15 protein-coding genes are annotated in these 18,283 nt (G+C 64.9%); 11 read left to right on the top strand and 4 right to left on the bottom strand.

The window, feature by feature from the left end; translation table 11 throughout:
• Positions 1 to 38 precede the first annotated feature (38 nt).
• From K8I04_12275 to K8I04_12230, 10 genes are all read left to right on the top strand, one after another.
• On the top strand, positions 39 to 1,373 hold the full coding sequence (locus K8I04_12275; GenBank protein ID MBZ0072486.1) for a TRZ/ATZ family hydrolase: 1,335 nt from the start codon (positions 39 to 41) through the stop codon (positions 1,371 to 1,373).
• A gap of 333 nt (positions 1,374 to 1,706) precedes the next feature.
• A complete protein-coding gene (ubiG, locus tag K8I04_12270; protein MBZ0072485.1) occupies positions 1,707 to 2,411 on the top strand; it encodes a bifunctional 2-polyprenyl-6-hydroxyphenol methylase/3-demethylubiquinol 3-O-methyltransferase UbiG in 705 nt (234 codons plus the stop codon).
• A 351-nt stretch (positions 2,412 to 2,762) separates the two neighbouring features.
• Positions 2,763 to 3,491 carry an HAD-IA family hydrolase gene (locus K8I04_12265; GenBank protein ID MBZ0072484.1) on the top strand — a complete coding sequence of 243 codons (729 nt, stop codon included), beginning with the start codon at positions 2,763 to 2,765 and terminating at the stop codon, positions 3,489 to 3,491.
• A gap of 148 nt (positions 3,492 to 3,639) precedes the next feature.
• Positions 3,640 to 4,959 carry a DNA recombination protein RmuC gene (rmuC, locus tag K8I04_12260; GenBank protein ID MBZ0072483.1) on the top strand — a complete coding sequence of 440 codons (1,320 nt, stop codon included), beginning with the start codon at positions 3,640 to 3,642 and terminating at the stop codon, positions 4,957 to 4,959.
• A 226-nt stretch (positions 4,960 to 5,185) separates the two neighbouring features.
• Positions 5,186 to 6,055, top strand: coding sequence for a squalene synthase HpnC (gene hpnC, locus K8I04_12255; protein ID MBZ0072482.1), 870 nt, complete (start codon positions 5,186 to 5,188; stop codon positions 6,053 to 6,055).
• Positions 6,056 to 6,090: 35 nt separating this feature from the next.
• Positions 6,091 to 6,969, top strand: a complete 879-nt coding sequence (hpnD, locus tag K8I04_12250) for a presqualene diphosphate synthase HpnD (GenBank protein ID MBZ0072481.1) — start codon at positions 6,091 to 6,093, stop codon at positions 6,967 to 6,969.
• A complete protein-coding gene (gene hpnE, locus K8I04_12245; GenBank protein MBZ0072480.1) occupies positions 6,962 to 8,290 on the top strand; it encodes a hydroxysqualene dehydroxylase HpnE in 1,329 nt (442 codons plus the stop codon). Before hpnD ends, hpnE begins: the two co-directional genes overlap by 8 nt.
• A gap of 639 nt (positions 8,291 to 8,929) precedes the next feature.
• Positions 8,930 to 10,156 carry an HD-GYP domain-containing protein gene (locus K8I04_12240; GenBank protein ID MBZ0072479.1) on the top strand — a complete coding sequence of 409 codons (1,227 nt, stop codon included), beginning with the start codon at positions 8,930 to 8,932 and terminating at the stop codon, positions 10,154 to 10,156.
• 9 nt (positions 10,157 to 10,165) lie between these two features.
• Positions 10,166 to 11,491, top strand: a complete 1,326-nt coding sequence (locus K8I04_12235) for a bifunctional diguanylate cyclase/phosphodiesterase (GenBank protein MBZ0072478.1) — start codon at positions 10,166 to 10,168, stop codon at positions 11,489 to 11,491.
• 682 nt (positions 11,492 to 12,173) lie between these two features.
• Positions 12,174 to 12,944 (top strand): YciK family oxidoreductase, encoded by a 771-nt coding sequence (locus K8I04_12230; protein ID MBZ0072477.1) that lies wholly within the window; start codon positions 12,174 to 12,176, stop codon positions 12,942 to 12,944.
• Positions 12,945 to 12,953: 9 nt separating this feature from the next.
• On the opposite strand, the gene K8I04_12225 is transcribed toward K8I04_12230, so the two are convergent.
• Complete coding sequence (locus K8I04_12225) at positions 12,954 to 14,063, bottom strand: thioredoxin fold domain-containing protein (protein MBZ0072476.1); 1,110 nt, start codon at positions 14,061 to 14,063, stop codon at positions 12,954 to 12,956.
• 287 nt (positions 14,064 to 14,350) lie between these two features.
• Between K8I04_12225 and K8I04_12220 the strand changes: the two genes are divergently transcribed.
• On the top strand, positions 14,351 to 15,253 hold the full coding sequence (locus K8I04_12220; protein ID MBZ0072475.1) for a GGDEF domain-containing protein: 903 nt from the start codon (positions 14,351 to 14,353) through the stop codon (positions 15,251 to 15,253).
• A 449-nt stretch (positions 15,254 to 15,702) separates the two neighbouring features.
• On the opposite strand, the gene K8I04_12215 is transcribed toward K8I04_12220, so the two are convergent.
• From K8I04_12215 to scpB, 3 genes are read right to left on the bottom strand one after another with little or no spacing between them, the layout of a single operon-like run.
• The gene (locus tag K8I04_12215; GenBank protein MBZ0072474.1) at positions 15,703 to 16,365 is read right to left on the bottom strand and encodes an endonuclease III domain-containing protein; all 663 of its coding nucleotides are present in this window, start codon (positions 16,363 to 16,365) and stop codon (positions 15,703 to 15,705) included.
• 5 nt (positions 16,366 to 16,370) lie between these two features.
• The gene (locus K8I04_12210) at positions 16,371 to 17,369 is read right to left on the bottom strand and encodes a pseudouridine synthase (protein ID MBZ0072473.1); all 999 of its coding nucleotides are present in this window, start codon (positions 17,367 to 17,369) and stop codon (positions 16,371 to 16,373) included.
• A gap of 21 nt (positions 17,370 to 17,390) precedes the next feature.
• A complete protein-coding gene (gene scpB, locus K8I04_12205) occupies positions 17,391 to 18,092 on the bottom strand; it encodes an SMC-Scp complex subunit ScpB (protein MBZ0072472.1) in 702 nt (233 codons plus the stop codon).
• Between the last annotated feature and the right edge of the window lie 191 nt (positions 18,093 to 18,283).

The following is an 18,283-nucleotide window of genomic DNA, read 5'->3' as shown; positions in this document are numbered from 1 at the left end:
TTCAGTATACTGACGCGCAACATCGCCACGCCCGACTCATGCAGACCGTCGATACCCTCATTCATGCCGCCTGGATCATCCCTGTCGAACCGGACGGGCGCGTCCTCGGCGAGCACAGTCTCGCCATTCACGAGGGCCGCATCGTGGCGCTGCTGCCGACGGTGGAGGCGCGCCAGCGGTATCGTGGTGCGACGGAGATCGAACGGCCGGCGCACGCGCTGATCCCCGGCCTGATCAACGCCCACACCCACGCGGCGATGACACTGTTGCGCGGCCTGGCCGACGATCTGCCGCTGATGGACTGGCTGCAGCATCACATCTGGCCGGCCGAGGCCCGCTGGGTGAGCGAGGAGTTTGTCCAGGACGGGACCGAACTCGCCATCGCCGAGATGTTGCGCAGCGGCACCACCTGCTTCAATGACATGTACTTCTATCCGGAGGTCACCGCGCGGGCCGCCGCGGCCGCCGGCATGCGCGCCACGGTGGGTCTGATCCTGATCGACTTTCCCACCCGCTATGCCGGTGACGCCGACGATTATCTGGCCAAGGGCCTGGCGCTGCACGACACCTACCGCCATCATCCGCTGATCGGTACGGCGTTCGCGCCACACGCCCCCTACAGTGTCTCGGATGCACCGCTCGCGCGGGTCCGGGTACTCGCCGACGAACTCGATATCCCGGTCCATATGCACGTCCACGAGACTGCGCACGAGGTCGAGCAGGCCGTGGCGCAGCAAGGCCGGCGGCCGCTCGCCCGGCTGCAGGAACTCGGCCTGGTCTCGCCCTCTCTGCTGGCCGTGCACATGACCCAGCTGACCGACGCCGAGATCACACAATGCGCCGCCGCCGGCGTCCACGTGGTGCATTGTCCCGAATCGAATCTCAAGCTCGCCAGCGGCTTCTGCCCCGTGCAACGCCTGCAGCAGGCGGGCGTGAATGTCGCACTGGGTACGGATGGCGCGGCCAGCAACAATGACCTCGATATGCTGGGAGAATTGCGCAGCGCCGCGCTGCTGGCCAAGGCAGTCAGTGGTGACGCCAGCGCCCTGCCGGCGTATCAGGCCCTGCGCATGGCCACCTTGAACGGCGCCATCGCCCTCGGGTTGGGCGATCAGATCGGCTCACTGGTGCCCGGCAAGTGGGCGGACGTCTGCGCCATCCGCCTCGACGAACTCGAATCCACCCCCCTCTACGAGCCGCTGTCACAGATCGTCTACGCCAGCGGCCGGCACCAGGTCACGGATGTGTGGGTCGCCGGCGAGCACCTGCTCAAGGGCCGCGTCCTGACCCGTCTCGATGAGACCGACATCCTGGCCCGCGCCCGCCAGTGGCAGGCGCGCCTCGGCGCGCCGGACGCGGGGACGGACCTTTGAGACCGTTTTAACCACGAAGGACACGAAGGGCACGAAGGTTTCGATTACTCCGGAGTCAGGATGTATCGCTACCATCGTGCGCTGTCATTCCCGCAACAGCGGGATATGGATCGCGGCAGGGATGCCGCTCCTACAGGGTGGGTGTCTGATTTGCCATCCGCATTTTTCCGTGTTGTTCCGTGGATTCCGTGGCCAAAGGGGTTTTTCTCCTCTTGCACGATGTGTAACCAATACCACTGACCACGGTGTAATGAATATTCCTTGGTGTCCTTCGTGTCCTTTGTGGTGAATATACCTACACAAAGCTGCACGCACCGGGGTATCCTTACGCCCATGCCTCACGCCACCCCCAACGTCGACCCTGCCGAGATCGCCAAGTTCGAGGAACTGGCGGCGCGCTGGTGGGATCCGCACAGCGAATTCAAGCCGCTGCACGACATCAACCCGCTGCGGCTGGACTACATTGACCGCCTCGAAGCGCTGCGTGGCAAGCGCGTACTGGACGTCGGCTGCGGCGGCGGCCTGCTGAGCGAAGGCATGGCTGCGCGCGGCGCCCAGGTCACCGGCATCGACATGGGCGAGGCGCCGCTGTCGGTGGCCAGGCTGCACCTCTACGAATCCGGCCTCGAGGTCGACTACCGGCAGATCACCGCCGAAGGCATGGCAGATGAACAGCCCGGCGCCTTCGATATCGTCACCTGTCTGGAGATGCTCGAACACGTACCTGCGCCGGACTCGGTGATCACCGCCTGCGCGCGTCTGGTCAAGCCCGGTGGGCTGGTGGTGTTCTCCACCATCAACCGCAATCCGAAGTCGTATCTGCTCGCCATCGTCGGGGCCGAATACGTCCTGCGCATGCTGCCCAGGGGCACCCACGACTTCCGCAAATTCATCCGCCCCTCGGAACTCGACGAGTGGGCGCGCGCCGCGGAACTCGAACTGTGCGACATCACCGGCATGAGCTACAACCCGCTCACCGCAACCTACCGCCTGGGCCGCGACGTCGACGTGAATTACCTCGCCGCCTATCGCCGCTGAATCGCCACGGACGTGGAAAGATTTTTGGCCACGGAAGCACACGGAACAACACGGAAAAATGCGGGTGGCAAATCAGGCGCCCACCCTGTCAAGAGCAGCAGTTCTACCGTGATTCATGCGCACGGCGAACCCAGGTCATCGCGCCAGGAATGGCGCTCCTACGAAAACCTGCGCGACACCTGTAGGAGCGGCATTCCTGCCGCGATCCATATCCCGCTGTTGCGGGGATGACAGCGCACGATGGTAGCGATACATCCTGACTCCGGAGTAATCGAAACCTTCGTGTCCTTCGTGTCCTTTGTGGTGACTATGCCTACACAAAGATGCCTACAACGAGTTATCCTCACGCCCATGCCCCACACACTGACCCCGGTGCAGCGCATTCGCACCGTCCTGTTCGATCTTGACGGCACCCTGCTCGATACCGCGCCCGATCTCGCCTTTGCATTGAACGAGACCCTGCGTGCATTCGGCCAGGCCCCGCTGCCGTACGAAGCCATCCGTCCGGTGGTCTCGCACGGCGGTGTCGCCCTGATCAGACTCGGCTTCGGCCTCGGCCCGGATGATGACGGCTATCATCCACGGCGCCAATATCTGCTCGACAGCTATCGCGCCAACATCGCGCGTGCGACCCGCCCTTTCGCCGGGATGACCGACGTGCTGGACACGCTGGAGCGTCAGGGGCTGAACTGGGGTGTGGTCACCAACAAGCCCGCTTGGCTTACCGAACCGCTGCTGCAGGCGCTCGACCTGTTCGAGCGCGCCGTCGTCGTCGTCAGCGGCGACACCCTCGACGAACGCAAGCCCCATCCCGCCCCCCTGCTGCTCGCCAGTGAACGCGCCGGCTCGCAGGCGCACGAATGCCTCTACGTCGGCGACGCCCGGCGCGACATCGAGGCCGGCCACAACGCCGGCATGGCGACGCTGGTCGCGCTGTTTGGGTACATCGGCGACGAGGACGATCCGCACGCCTGGGGTGCGGATGCATTAATCGAGAGGCCCGAGGATATTCTCACCTGGCTCGACGCCCGGGGCGACGAGCCAGGGCACGTCGCTGGCGCCGACACACCCGAGGACTGAATGTATGCAACTCCCTCGGCCGCACCAGCATATGGAAAGACACGGACGCCAGCACCGTACGGCCCGCCATCCCTGAGGTCGCCCTGCGTCCCTTGCGGACGGGTCCGGCCCGCCCTCCCCGGCCGGCACCAATGCTATGATGCCGGCCATGCCGCTGCCGCCCATCGATCTGCCCGTCTTCATCCTCGCCGTGGTGCTGGCCGCCCTGCTGGGCGGGCTGTTGGTGTATCTCGTGCAGCACCGCAAACAAACGGCCCTGCACGCGGAGGCCGCGCGGCTGGAGGCAGAGCTCACCGTCGAGCGGCGCCGGGCCGAGGAACGGCTGGCCTCGCTGGAGGACGCACGCACGCAGCTGCGCGAGACCTTCGGCACGATGGCCAGCCAGGCGCTCAAGCACAACAGCGGCGAATTCCTGAAGCTCGCCCGGGAGAATCTCCGTGCCTTCCAGACGCACGCCGAAGGCAGCCTCAGCCAGCGCGAAAAGGCCGTCGAGACGCTGGTCAAGCCTATCCGCGAGGCCCTGGAGAAGACCGAGGTGCAGATCCGGCACATGGAGCACGAACGCAAAGAGGCCTACGGCTCGCTGACCAAACACCTCGAAACCATGGCCGAATCCCAACGCCTGCTGCAGGGTGAGACCCGCAGCCTGGTGCAGGCACTGCGTCGCCCCGAGGTGCGCGGCCAGTGGGGTGAACTGACGCTCAAGCGTCTGGCGGAACTCGCCGGCATGGTCGACCGCTGCGATTTCTTCGAACAGGAGGGGGTGCAGACCGATGCCGGCCGCCAGCGTCCGGACATGATCATCCGCATGCCGGATAAGCGCGAGATCATCGTCGATGCCAAGACGCCGTTGGACGCCTACCTCAACGCCATCGAGGCCAGCAACGACGACACCCGTCGGCACGAGCTCGAACGGCATGCGCGCAAGGTGCGCGAGCGGGTCCGCGAGTTGTCCTCCAAGGCCTATTGGCAGCAGTTCCCACAGGCACCGGATTTCGTCGTGCTGTTCATTCCCGGTGACCAGTTCCTGAGCTCGGCGCTGGAGTACGATCGGCAGTTGTTGGAGGATGCCCTGGCGGCCAGGGTGATCCTGGCGACGCCGACGAGCTTCGTCGCACTGCTGCGCGCCATCGCCTTCGGTTGGCGTCAGGATGCACTGACCGAGAACGCCGAGATCATTCGCAAGGTCGGCGAGGACCTGTACCAGCGCCTGAGCACCTTCACGGAACATCTTGCCAAGATCGGCAGGAGCCTGGATACCAGCGTCAACGCCTACAACAAGGCCGTCGGCTCTTTCGACAGCCGCATCCTGCCGGGTGCGCGCAAGTTCACCGAACTCGGCATCGCCTCCAAGTCCGAGATCGCCGAACCGGAACAGGTCGAACGCGCAGCCCGCACGGTGCAGGCCGGCGAGACGACGAACGAAGACGCTATCCAGGAGGGGACGGAAGATAATGGCACTTCGTAAAGCCATGTCTCGGCCACAGAAGCACACGGAAAAACACGGACAAGATCCTATGCTTTACATGACAGCCCGCATCACCTGCCAGAGGCTGGGGCAGAGTCTCGCGATGTGGCTTCATTTCCGTGTGCTTCCGTGTGCTTCCGTGGCAAATACGATTTTCAGGATGAACATGAGGCCTCGTCGTCGCTCGTGTTCAATGCCATCTACGTGCGGATGACGTTCCCCACTCATGCCTGACCGTGCACTCGAACGGGCCTATGCCGACTGCCTGGCCAGCGCCCGCTCCCATTACGAGAACTTTCCGGTGGCCTCCTGGCTGCTGCCGCGCGCGTTGCGCCGGCCGGTGGCGGTGATCTATGCCTTTGCACGCCAGGCCGACGATATCGCCGACGAGGGTGATCTCGCAGCGGAAGCCCGGCTGGCGCGGCTGGCGGAGCTCGATGAGTTGCTGGATGGCATCGCCGCCGGCGTGCCGCCGACGACGTCCGCGGATCCGGGCCTGGCCCTGGCGCTGGCCGATGTCATCGGGCGCCAGCGTCTGCCGATCGGGCTGTTCCGCGATCTGCTCAGTGCCTTCCGCCAGGATGTCACCCAGAAACGGTATGCGAATTTCGGTGAAGTCATGGACTATTGCCGGCGCTCGGCCAATCCGGTCGGGCGCCTGCTGCTGCATCTGCAGGGGTGCACGGATACGCGTGACCTCGCCTGCTCCGATGCCATCTGCAGCGCGCTGCAGCTGATCAATTTCTATCAGGACCTGGGCCAGGATTACGCCGAGAACGGGCGTATCTACCTCCCGCAGGACGAGATGCAGCACCACGGCGTCGATGAGAGCCATTTTCGCGAGCGGCGCACGGATTTCGGCATGCAACAGCTGATGCGCAGCCAATACGCCCGCACCTTCCGTTTACTGCGGGCAGGCGCCCCGCTGGCCCGGCGCCTGCCCGGCCGCTTCGGCTTCGAGCTGCGCCTGACGGTGCTGGGTGGGCGTCGTATCCTCGAACGGCTCGACCAGAACCGCACGGATGTGTTCGCGCGGCCGCGGCTGACGCGCAACGACTGGGCCAGGATCGTCTGGCGGGCCCTGCGCCGACACTGATGCCGGAGACCGGCCGATCGTTTATGCTTGCCCCCATGTCCGCCCAACCCCAGCCCCGCGAGCCCTTCGACTACTGCCAGGCCAAAGCCGCCGCCAGCGGGTCGAGCTTCTATTACGCGTTCCGTTTCCTGCCTGAGCCGCAGCGGCGCGCCATCATCGCCCTGTATGCCTTTTGCCGCGAGGTCGACGATGTCGTCGACGAATGCAGCGATGCTGGCGTGGCACACCTCAAGCTGCAGTGGTGGCGCGACGAGCTGCAGCGCACCTTCGCCGGCAACCCGCAGCACCCGGTCGGTCAGGCGCTGGCCGAGCAGATCCCTGTCTACAACCTGCCGCAGGAATATTTTTTGGAGATCATCGATGGCATGGAAATGGACCTGCAGCAGTACCGCTACGCCGCCTTCAAGGATCTGGCGCTGTATTGCTATCGGGTCGCCGGCGTCGTCGGCCTGCTGTCGGCGGAGATCTTCGGCTACCGCAATCGCCAGACACTGAAATATGCCACCCAGCTGGGTACCGCCTTCCAGCTGACGAACATCCTGCGGGATGTCGGCGAGGATGCACGCCGTGGCCGCATCTACCTACCCGAGGACGAACTGCGGCGCTTTGGGGTGAACGAACAAGATATCCTGAGCGGCCAGCATACCGAGCAGGTGCAGCAGCTACTGGTCCATCAGCTCGAACGGGCGCGCCAGCACTATCGCAGCGCCCTCGCCCTGCTGCCCGCCGAAGACCGGCCGGCGCAGCGTGCCGGGTTGATCATGACGGAGATCTATCAGGCCACGCTGAACGAGATCGAGCGTGATGGTCTGCGTGTGCTGGAACGGCGCGTCGCGCTGACGCCGCTGCGCAAATTCTGGATCGCCTGGCGCACGGCCCGCCGGGAAAGCCGCGCCACCCCGGCCGATGGCTGAGGCCCCTACGACACCACCGCCGGTCCTCGTGATCGGCGGTGGCTGGGCCGGCCTGGCCGCGGCGGTGACGCTGGCCGATGCGGGCCGCCCGGTCACGCTCATCGAGGGGGCGCGCCAATTGGGCGGACGCGCGCGCTGCGTGCGCTTCGGCGAGCGGCGCGTCGATAACGGTCAGCACATCATGGTGGGCGCCTATCGTGCGCTGCTGGGGCTGCTGGACACACTGGGCGTGTCACCGACCGAGGCCTTCCTGCGCCTGCCGCTCGATCTCCACCTGCGCAGTCTGCGGCGGGCCGACCTGCGCCTGCGCGCCCGGCGGCTGCCGGCCCCGCTGCACCTTGCCGTCGCCGTCCTCACCGCCCGCGGCCTGCCACCGGCATCGCGGCTGCGACTGGCACGCTTCGCCGTGCGCCTGCTGCGTCGGCGCATCGAGCTTGGCAGCGACATCAGTGCCCAGGCGCTGCTGCTCAGCGAAGGCCAGGACGCCCGCCTGATCCAGGCACTCTGGAACCCGCTGTGCCTCGCCACCATGAACACACCGCTCAACGAGGCCTCGGCGCTGCTGTTCCTGGAAGTGCTGCAACGCACCTTCGGCGGCGACGCCCACCAGGGTGACCTGCTCATCCCGCGCACCGATCTGGGTGCCCTGCTGCCCGAACCGGCGATGGAGTTCATCGAGCGCCGTGGCGGCAGCGTGGTTCTCAGCCGGCGTATCCGGGCCCTGGAACTGGACGGCGACCGTCTTGCCGGTATTCGCTGGCAGGACGGTACATGCCAGACGACGCAGGCCATTCTGGCGGTCAATCCGACCATGTGCCGGCGGCTGCTGATGCCCCATCCCCCGCTCGCGGCGATCGCCGCCCACATCGGGGAACTGCGCCACGAACCCATCACGACCGTTTATCTGCGTTACCCGGAGTCCGTGCGCATCGATGCTGCACTGCAGGGTCTGCTGGATGGGCTCGGCCAATGGCTGGTCGATCGCCAGTTCAGCGGGCTGCCAGGGACGGTCGCGGTCGTGATCAGCGGCCGCGGCGAGCACCTGTCTCTTGCCGCGGACGTACTGGCCGCCCGCGTGGGTGCGGAGCTCGCCGCGCTCTATCCGGATTGGCCGGCTGCCGTCGACCATCTGGTCGTCCGGGAAAAACGTGCCACCTTCGCCGCCACCCCCGGCGTCGACCACGTCCGGCCGGCCCAGCAGACCCCGGTGGCCGGACTGTGGCTGGCCGGTGATTTCACGGCTACCGGCCTCCCCGCCACACTCGAAGGCGCGGTGCTGAGCGGGCGGCGGGCCGCTGCAGGCATCCTCAGCGAAGGCTAGAAGCCGCTCCAATTCGAATGGCACGTACCTGACCCCTTCTTGGCCACGGAACAACACGGAAAACATCTATTTCCAAAACCGGTGCTCGTGGCTCGATCTTGTAGGGTGCGTCGAGGCGCAGCCTGACGCACCAAAATTCTGCGCCTGTGGGGTGGAGTGGGGCGTGAGGCGCAAACCCCAAACCCCAAACCCCAAACCCTTTTTGGCCACGGAAGAACACGGAACAACACGGAAAAAATACTCTTGTAAAAGCCCAGACTTCACGCGACGCGCGTTGTTGCATAGCGCCGGGCCAATGGCCACGCTACGGTTTTTGCAATAAGTTTTCCGTGTTGTTCCGTGTTCTTCCGTGGCTAAAATCGGGTTTGGGTTTTACGCCTCACGCCTCACTCCGCGCCACAGCGCGAATACAATACAAGGGTGCGTCGAGGCGTAGCCTGACGCACCAGCTTCCCGCGCCACGGTGCGTCGCTGGCGCCGACGCACCCTACAAGGGCTCGGCTCCCGTAGGAACGCCATACCTCTCTAATCCCATCGGATTGCTCAACTTCCACCCTCCGGCGCCGACAAGAGCCGAGGCAGGTCGTGTTCAGAAACAGACGGGTTGGAAAGCCCGCACACTGGTCGAGGGAAGCCTCCGTGGAGAAGCAGGTCGACAGCAGGGACTTGAAGCCGGGCATGTACGTCGCGCGACTCGACCGGCCGTGGGTGGAGACACCGTTCCTGTTTCAGGGTTTCCACATCCACACGCAGTACGACATCGCCGAACTGCAGCGCCACTGCCATTTCGTCTACATCGATACCGAACGCGGCGCACCGGCCAGCCGCTACCGCGACGAAGATCCGGCCCGCGCCCGTGCCGCTGACACCCAGCTGCGGAATATCTGCCGCACCACCTGCGGCCAGCCCGTCTATCCGGACAGTGTGAGCGTCGAAGACAAACTCGCACCGGCGCGTGCCAGTCATCAGGGCGCCTGTGACCGCATCGGCGCCATCCTCGACGACATCCGTGCCGGCCGTAAACTGAACGTGCGCGAGGCCGAACACGCCGTCAGCGGCATGATCGAGAGTATCCTGCGCAACCCCGACGCCTTCATGTGGCTGACCAAACTGAAGGACAAGGATTCCTACACCTACGCCCATTCCATCGACGCCTGTGCCCTGGCCATCACCTTCGGGCGCCACCTCGGCCTGCCGCGTCCGGAACTGCAGCAGGTGGCCGTCGGCACACTGCTGTTCGACATCGGCAAGATGAAACTGCCCACCGAGCTGTTGGAAAAGCCCGGGCGACTGACCGCGGCGGAGTTTGCACTGGTGCAGGCGCACGTTGGGCACAGCGTGGAGTTGATGGCGGACAGCAAGGACATCTCACCCACCGCCATCGAAGTCGCCCACAGCCACCACGAGCGCCACAACGGCAAGGGCTACCCGCGTGGACTGAACTCCGAACAGACCTCGGTGTACGGCAAGATCGCCGCCATCGTCGACTGCTACGACGCCATCACCAGCAATCGGCCCTACGCCGTCGCGGTGTCGCAGCACGAGGCGATCCGCAACCTGTACGCGTGGCGCAACGTCGATTTTCAGGAGGAACTGGTCGAACAGTTCATCCAATGCCTGGGGGTCTACCCCACCGGTACACTGGTCGAACTGAGCACCGGTCAGGTGGGTATCGTGCTGTCGCAGAATCGGGTGCGCCGCCTGCGCCCCAAGGTCATGCTGGTACTGGACCCCGACAAGGTTGCCTACGAGATCGCACCGACCGTCGACCTGATGCGCGAGGAGTCCGCGAGCCGGAGGCTCGAGATCGCCCGCTCACTGGAACCCGGCGCCTACGGCATCGACCCGGCCGCCTACTTTCTATGAGCTGCCGCCATGGAATGTGACCCGCTGACCGGCCTGCCGAACCGGCACACCTTCTTCCGCCGTCTGGAAGACCAGATCAGGTGCAGCGGCCAGTTCGGGGAGTTGCTGGGTGTCATCGTCGTCAATCTGCGCCGCTTCCGCCACATCAACCGGGAATACGGGTACACGGTCGGTGACGCCCTGCTGCAGGAGGCCGGCCAGCGCATCCGTGCGGCACTGCGCCAGTCCGATACCGTCGCCCGCATCGGCGCCGACGAATTCGCCCTGCTGCTCCCCGGGCTGATCAACCCCGGTCATGCCCAGTTGGCCGCCCACAAGATCAACCAGATCCTGAGTGAGCCCTTCCTGATCGGCGACCTGCGGCTGCGGCTGCGCAGCTACGCCGGTGTCGCACTGTTCCCGGAGCACGCCGACGACGGCCAACAGCTCATGCAGGCGGTGGACCGGGCCTTGGCCGAGGCAGACTCCAGCGCAGCGGCATGCACATTCTTCAGCGAGCAGCTGGCGGTGACCGAGCCCTGTCTGCTGGCGCTGGAGACGGATCTCCAGGAGGCCATCGACGGCAACGATCTGCGCGCCTACCTGCAGCCCCAGATAGACCTCGAACACGGACGGGTGGCCGGTTTCGAGAGCCTGACACGCTGGAATCATGGGCAATACGGCGAGATACCGCCTGATCAGTTTATCGCCCTGGCGGAGCAGACGGGGCTGATCGAGTCGTTGACCTTCTGGTCTCTGAAGACCTCGTTGCATCACCTGCGCATGCTGCAGCAGTTGCAGCCGGGGCTGACGATGGCCGTGAACCTGTCGCCGGGCATCCTGCATCACGAAGACCTGGTCGAACTCGTGCAGCAGGCGCTGGCGATCTGGAACACACCGCCGCGGCAACTGGTGCTGGAGATCACCGAAGGTGCAGTGATGCACCAGCCGGATCGCGGCCTGGATGTGCTGCGGCGTCTGCATGCGCTGGGCGTCGGTTTGTCGATCGACGATTTCGGAACGGGGTATTCGTCACTCGCCTATCTGAAGCGCCTGCCAGTGGATGAGATCAAGATCGACAAGTCTTTCGTCCGTGATCTCCACCGGGACGCCGGCGACGAGAAGATCGTGCGCAGTATCATCACGCTGGCACATAATTTCGGCATGTGCGTGGTGGCGGAAGGTGTGGAGGAGCAGTCGACCCTGGAGCGGCTCGCCGATCTCGGCTGCGACTGCGCCCAGGGCTACCATATCGCGCCGGCGTTGCGCGCTGACGATGCCGCCGCCTGGCTGAGCCACCCCGGCGACCACCTGCAGGACCTCGCCGGGCCGGCCCGTACCGCCCGCCGTTCGTAAGCCAGCGGCAACGGCCGCACGATCCAGCAGCCTGATCTGTCGCGGGACCCCCGGAACTTCACAGGCAAGCCCATACTGGCGTGCACTCAAACCCTTTTTGGCCACGGAAGCACACGGAACAACACGGAATGTAAAACCCATCGTGGCCTGACACCGGTAGGAGCGGCATTCCTGCCGCGACCCCGGCGGGAACGCCCGATCCAATCGCTGCGTGTTCAGTCATAAGAATTTCTTCGTGTCCTTTGTGTCCTTCGTGGTGAAGGAAATTGAGTATCAACAGCAGAGCGCCGGCATGAACGTCCAGCGCATCCGGGCGTATGTCGATATCTTATAGATTCGCCATTTCACCACGAAGGACACAAAGGACACGAAGGAATAATCATTGCAGAACCGGCTCGTCGATCAGGCTCGGTTGCACTCGCATCGAAATGCATTTGGTCATGGAACCACACGGAAATACACGGAATGTAAAACCCATCGTGGCCTGACACCTGTAGGAGCGGCATTCCTGCCGCGATCCTGGCGGGCTGTCCGCCCAATCCAATCGCGCCAGGAATGGCGCTCCTACATCAGAAGCTCTGCTGTGTCGCTCGCCCAATCCAATCGCTGCGTGTTCAGTCAGTGGAAAAAATCGGTTTTTATAGGATAATGCCGGCTCCTCCAGCCTGACCGACGAGCCGGCATGCCCGCACACACGCCCCCCAAGGACCTGCTGTCCGAGCGCATCATCCTGATCACTGGCGCCGGCGACGGCATCGGGCGCGCCGCAGCCCTGGCCTGCGCGGCTCATGGCGCCACCGTGGTGCTGCTGGGGCGGACCATCCGCAAGCTGGAAGAGACCTACGATCAGATCGAACAGGCCGGCCACCCGCAGGCGGCGATCTATCCCATGAACCTCGAAGGGGCCACGCCCAAGGATTATGGCGATCTGGCGGCGACGCTGGAGACCGAGTTCGGGCGCCTCGACGGCCTGCTGCACAATGCCGCGCTGCTCGGTACGCTGGCGCCCATCGCGCATCAGGATGTCGAACTGTGGTTCAAGGTCATGCAGGTGAATCTGCATGCCCCTTTCCTGCTGACGCGCGCCTGCCTGGGGCTGCTGATGAAGTCGCCGGATGCCTCGCTGCTGTTCACATCCGACAGCGTCGGCCGGCGGGGGCGTGCCTACTGGGGTGCTTACGGGGTAGCGAAATTCGGCCTCGAAGGACTGAGCCAGATCCTCGCCCAGGAGCTGGAGACCAACACCACGGTGCGGGTCAACAGCATCGACCCGGGGCCGACCGGCACGCGCCTGCGCACCCAGGCCTACCCGGGCGAAAACGCCCTGGCGCTGCCGACCCCCGAGAGCATCATGCCGGCCTACCTGTACCTGCTCGGCCCCGACAGCCGCGGTGTGACCGGCCAGCAGTTCGATGCACAGAACTTCGACTGGCCGGCCACCACCCCCTCCTGAGGCGACGCCTCACTCCATCAGATCGACCGGGATGCCCTGCGCCCTCAGGGCGTCGGCGCGTGTCTGAACGAAACGCTGGAAGCTCGGCTGCTCCCGGTAGGTGCCCGAGGCCACATAGTCCAGCACCGATTGGATATGGAAGGCCTTCAGATAGGCCTCGGCGCGAAATACCTCATGACCGTCCGCATCGAACAGCACCACCGTCGGGGCATACTGCACCTTGAGATCCTGCGCCCATTGCCCGGACGTCGTCTGCACGCCGGCCGGCGTGGTCACCGGCGTCTTGCCCCACAGATCCAGCAAGGCCACATCGAAGTGCCCCAGTAGGGCGCGGCTTTCGGCACGCTGCAGGATATCCAGATGCAGTTCATCGCAGGCGGCGCATTCGGTCTGTTCGAAGAACACCGCCAGCGGCCTGCCGGAGCCCCGCGTAGCGAGCCCGTAGGGCGGCTGGAGGTAACCGGGCTCCTGGTGCAGCCGGCCGTGGGCGGGCACTGGCTCCACCGCGGCCAGATACTCCCGGAACGACTGTTTCGTCTCGGCATGCGTGCCGACGTACTCGAGCGCGGCCAGGAAGCGGTGCGGGGGATAATAGCCGTTGACCCGCAACACCACCGCGCCGGATTCGTTCAGGAACAGCAACGTCGGTGTGAACATCACCCGCAGGTCGGTGGCGAACTGTTTCTCGGTGGTCATCCCGCCGGAGAGGCCGGTCACCTCGCGGTCACCCCACATATTGATTGCAATGACATCGAAGCCGGTGCGCGTCTTTTCCACCACGTCGTGCAGGGCAAAATTGGTGTTCAATAATTTCTCGCAGTACGGGCAGCCGTCCTGATAGAAATACAGTACCACGCGCTTGCCGGCGGCCGTCGCCTCGGCGATGTCCTCGCGGATATCCAGGAAGGAGTGTTTGAACCACGCCGGCTTCTCGTGATAGCCGGGATTCACCAGACCGGGGCCCAGTTCCCCCGCGGGGGCCCGGGTCTGCGCCGGAGTCTGCACCGGGGTCTGCGCCTCGGTGCGCACCTCCGCCGGCGTCTCGCCGTGTGCCCCCACGGGGAAGACCACCAGAGGGAGAACCACCAGTCCAAGTAGGTACAACAGTCGCCGCAGCATGCGTTCACCTCCAACGGGGGGTGCTATCGAAGTCTGTCTCCCGACACTACGGGTTATCAGGTTGGTGGACAACCGGCGCGGTTGGCGCCTTGCCGCAGGCGGCAAAATCCCTCCTCACCCGGGCGGCAGAGGGCAAAGTCAACTTATTGACGGTCGCTGAGTGCCCTTGGAAAATAACGCTAGTAAACTGAATTTAAGGGGTTTAGTCTACTGCCCCAAAGAATTGGCACAGATCTGGCAGTCCGCCAGGCTCGTGCCGACAACGGATCACCGCAATGGCGTTGCCCATGCAAACCCAGGCCGACAATTTGAAGACCATCGCACTGGAACCGCCCACCGCGGACGCTGCGTATGGCACCGACGATTTCGCCGATCACCTGCTGCAGATGACGCAGTCACTGCAGACCACGCTCGACATCCCATTGTTGCTGGACCTGTTCCAGCAGCAGACCGAACGCAACGTGCCGCTGGACGGTCTGGAATACGAGCCTACGACCCCAGGGCTGGCACAGCGCCGCGGCGAGCGCGCCCGCCATACGGCACGCTACACCCTCAAGCTCGGCGACCTCGATCTCGGCAACCTGGTGTTCCGGCGGCGGACGAAATTCACTGAGGACGAGATCGCCATCATCGAGAAGCTGTTGTGCTGCCTGCTGTATCCGCTGCGCAATGCCCTGCTCTATCATGACGCCCTCGCACTCGCGCAGAAGGATGCGCTGACCGGCATCTGCAACCGTTCCGCCTTCGACGACGCGCTCCGCGCCGAGGTCAGCCTGGCACGCCGTCACGGCACGCCCCTGTCGCTCGTCCTGTTCGACATCGATCATTTCAAACAAGTCAACGACACCTACGGTCACACGCAGGGCGACAACGCTATTCGTGCGGTGGTGCGCTGCGCCCAGCAGTGCGCACGCAACACGGACCTGCTGTTCCGCTACGGGGGTGAGGAGTTCGTGATGATATTGCGCAACACCACGACGGCCGGCGCCTACCTGCTGGCCGACCGCATCCGCCGCAAGGTGGCAAAACTGGAATGCCAGGGCGAGCGCAAGCCCATCGTCATGACCATCAGCGCCGGCGTCGCCTGCCTCACCGACACGGAATCCGCCAGTCAACTGTTCGATCGCACCGACCAGGCGCTCTATGCCGCCAAGCACGCCGGCCGCAACCGGGTCCAGGCCGCCGACTGACGCCTTACCGATCGTTACAAACCGTTTTACCGCAAAGGACGCGAAGGCGCGCAAAGGAAATCATCAACGAGCGCTACACCTAAAAAACTTATTTTGGCCACGGAAGCACACGGAAATACACGGAATGTAAAACCCCCCACATTCTTATCTTCCGTGTATTTCCGTGGCCAATGCGGTTTTCGGGTTTATTTAAAAACGCCTGTGCAGGACGCGAAGGCGCGTAAAGGAAGATCATCAACGCGTATTAAACCTAAAACTTATTTCAGCCACGGAAGCACACGGAAATACACGGAAGATGGGGATACAGCGGGTTTCGCATTCCGTGTATTTCCGTGTGTTTCCGTGGCCAATACGGTTTTTGGGTTTATTTCAGAATTTCCTTTGCGCGCCTTCGCGTCCTTTGCGGTAAAAATTCCTTTCGCCACACCGCACCGCACGGTCGCGCCCGGTCACAGCCGCTTTCCCGGGCAGAGCCTGCGCAGGCAGCAGTCTCCGCACTGGGGTCTGACCCGGCAGTGATATTTGGCGTGCACCACGATCAGGGCATGGTATTCGTTGAACAGCGCCACATCCGGCCCGAGTGCCCGTTCGCAGGCATGGCGCAGTGCCTCGTAGCCTTCGCCGCCCTCGATCAGACCCAGACGCGTGAACAGGCGCCGCGTGTAGGCGTCGATCACGAACACCGGGCGTTCGAAGGCATACAACAGGATGTCGTCGGCGGTCTCCGGACCGACGCCGTTGATGGTCAGCAGCGCCTGCCGCAGGGTCGCCGTGTCCTGCTGCATCAGCACCGCATATTCACCGCCGTCCCGGTACCAGCGGCAGAAATTGCGCAGCCGGCGCGCCTTGACGTTGAAGTAGCCCGAGGGTCGCAGCCATTCGGCCAGACGGTCCACGTCGACGGCGAGCAGGGTCGCCGGATCCAGCGCGTCGTTGACGATGAGGTTGGCGATGGCGCGCTCGACGTTGATCCAGGCCGTGTTCTGGGTGAGCACGGCGCCGACCATGATCTCGAAGGGGGAATCGCCGGGCCACCAGTGCTGTGGGCCGTGACGCGCCAGCAGCCGGGCGTAGACCGCGCGCAGCCGACGTGGGGGCAGGCGCACGGTCATGGGGCTCAGCGTTGCCGCGGGCGCGTTCTTGACCGGGAGCCAGGCCCGGATTCCGATTGGGGGCCTGATCGGGAGCTTGACCCCGCTCCGGACCGGGGGCCTTCCGGGCGGGCGCCGGGTTTGCCCCGGCGTGCGTCCTCGCGGGAGGTCGGCTGGCGGTCGGCGGGGCGCGCCGCGGAACGGCCCGGGTGCTTGCCGGATGGCGCGCCCGTTGGCTTGTCCGTCCGGGCACGGGGCGTGGTCGCGGCCTTGGTGGGTTGCACCGGCCTGGGTACCGGCATCCCGGCCGTCTGATACAGCGCGCGCACCTCGTCGGCAGTCAGTTCGCGCCATTTTCCGGCCGGTGGACGCCGGCCCAGTTCGATCGGTCCGTAGCGCACGCGGATGAGACGGTTGACCTGTACACCCTGCGATTCCCACAGGCGCCGCACCTCGCGGTTGCGACCTTCGGTCAGCACTACGTGATACCAGCGGTTCGCCCCCTGTCCACCGGCGTCGCGCAACGCCAGGAAGCGCGCCGGGCCGTCTTCGAGCTCCACCCCCGTCAGCATGCGTTCGAGCATCAGCCCATCGACTTCGCCGAAGATGCGCACGGCATATTCGCGCTCCAGCGCCTGGGCGGGATGCATCAGGCGGTTGGAGAGTTCACCGTCGTTGGTCAGCAGCAACAGGCCGCTGGTGTTGAAGTCCAGGCGACCGACCGAGATCCAGCGACCCTCGCGCAGATGCGGCAGGTGTTCGAAAACGGTCGGGCGGCCTTCGGGATCTTTGCGGGTGGTGAGTTCGCCAATGGGCTTGTGGTAGGCGATGACGCGCACCGCGGCGGGCGGCGCGCTGGAGACCGGCTTGCCATCCAGCAGGATGGTCTCGGTGCCGGTGATCTGCATCCCCAGCACCGCCGGCACGCCGTCGACCTGCAGACGCCCGGCACTGATCCAGCCCTCGATCTCGCGACGCGAACCCAGACCGGCACGCGCCAGCACCTTCTGCAGCCGTTCAGTCATGGTGATGTCCTGCGACCGGCCTCAGTGCAGTGTCTCGGGGATCCGGATGTGCTCCGGATCGGTCTCGACGGGTTGGAAGTCGGTATCGTCGGGCCACTGCGGCATGTCGATGGCCGTACCATCGCCGCGCGCAGCCCGGGCCGGGCGGCCGCCCGGCTCCAGCACGCCACCGAAATCGAGTTCGGCGTTGATGCTGTCGATGTCGCGCAGCTCCGCCAGACTCGGCAGACTCTCCAGCGACTTCAGGTTGAAGTAGTCCAGGAATTCGCGCGTGGTGCCGTACATCGCCGGGCGCCCCGGTACGTCGCGGTGGCCGACGACGCGGACCCATTCGCGATCCTGCAGGGTCTTCATGATGGAGGTGCTCACGCCCACGCCGCGGACATCCTCGATCTCACCGCGGGTGATGGGCTGCCGGTAGGCGATCAGCGCCAGGGTCTCGAGCAGCGCGCGTGAGTATTTCGGTGGCTTCTCCTCCCACAGGCGCGAGACCCAGGGTTCCAGCGACTGCCGCACCTGGATACGAAAGCCGCTGGCGACCTCGATCAGCTCCAGGCCGCGGTCGGCGTAGTCCGTGCCGAGTTCTTCCAGGGCCGTGCGCAACGCCGCCTTGTCGGGGCATTCGAGTTCCGGAAACAACGCGCCCAGGTCGTCCAGCGACAAGGGCCGGCCGGCCGCCAGGAGCGCGGCCTCGAGGATGTGTTTGAGTGCGATGTCGGTCATGATCGGTCGGGTGTCAGATGAAGAATGGGTCAGGCCGGCACGTTTGCGGCGGTCGGCTGGTAGTCCTCGGGCAGCTCCGCCTCACCGCCACGCGCCTTCACGTAGATGCGGCTGAAGGCGTCCGCCTGGATCAGTTCCAGCAGTGATTCCTTGATCAGCTCGAGGATGGCCAGCAGCGTGACCACCACCCC

The organism is Gammaproteobacteria bacterium, from assembly GCA_019911805.1.
GTDB lineage: Bacteria > Pseudomonadota > Gammaproteobacteria > Thiohalobacterales > Thiohalobacteraceae > JAHJQQ01.
The sequence above is the reverse complement of the archived record's forward strand: the minus strand, read 5'-3'. Positions and strand labels throughout refer to the sequence as shown.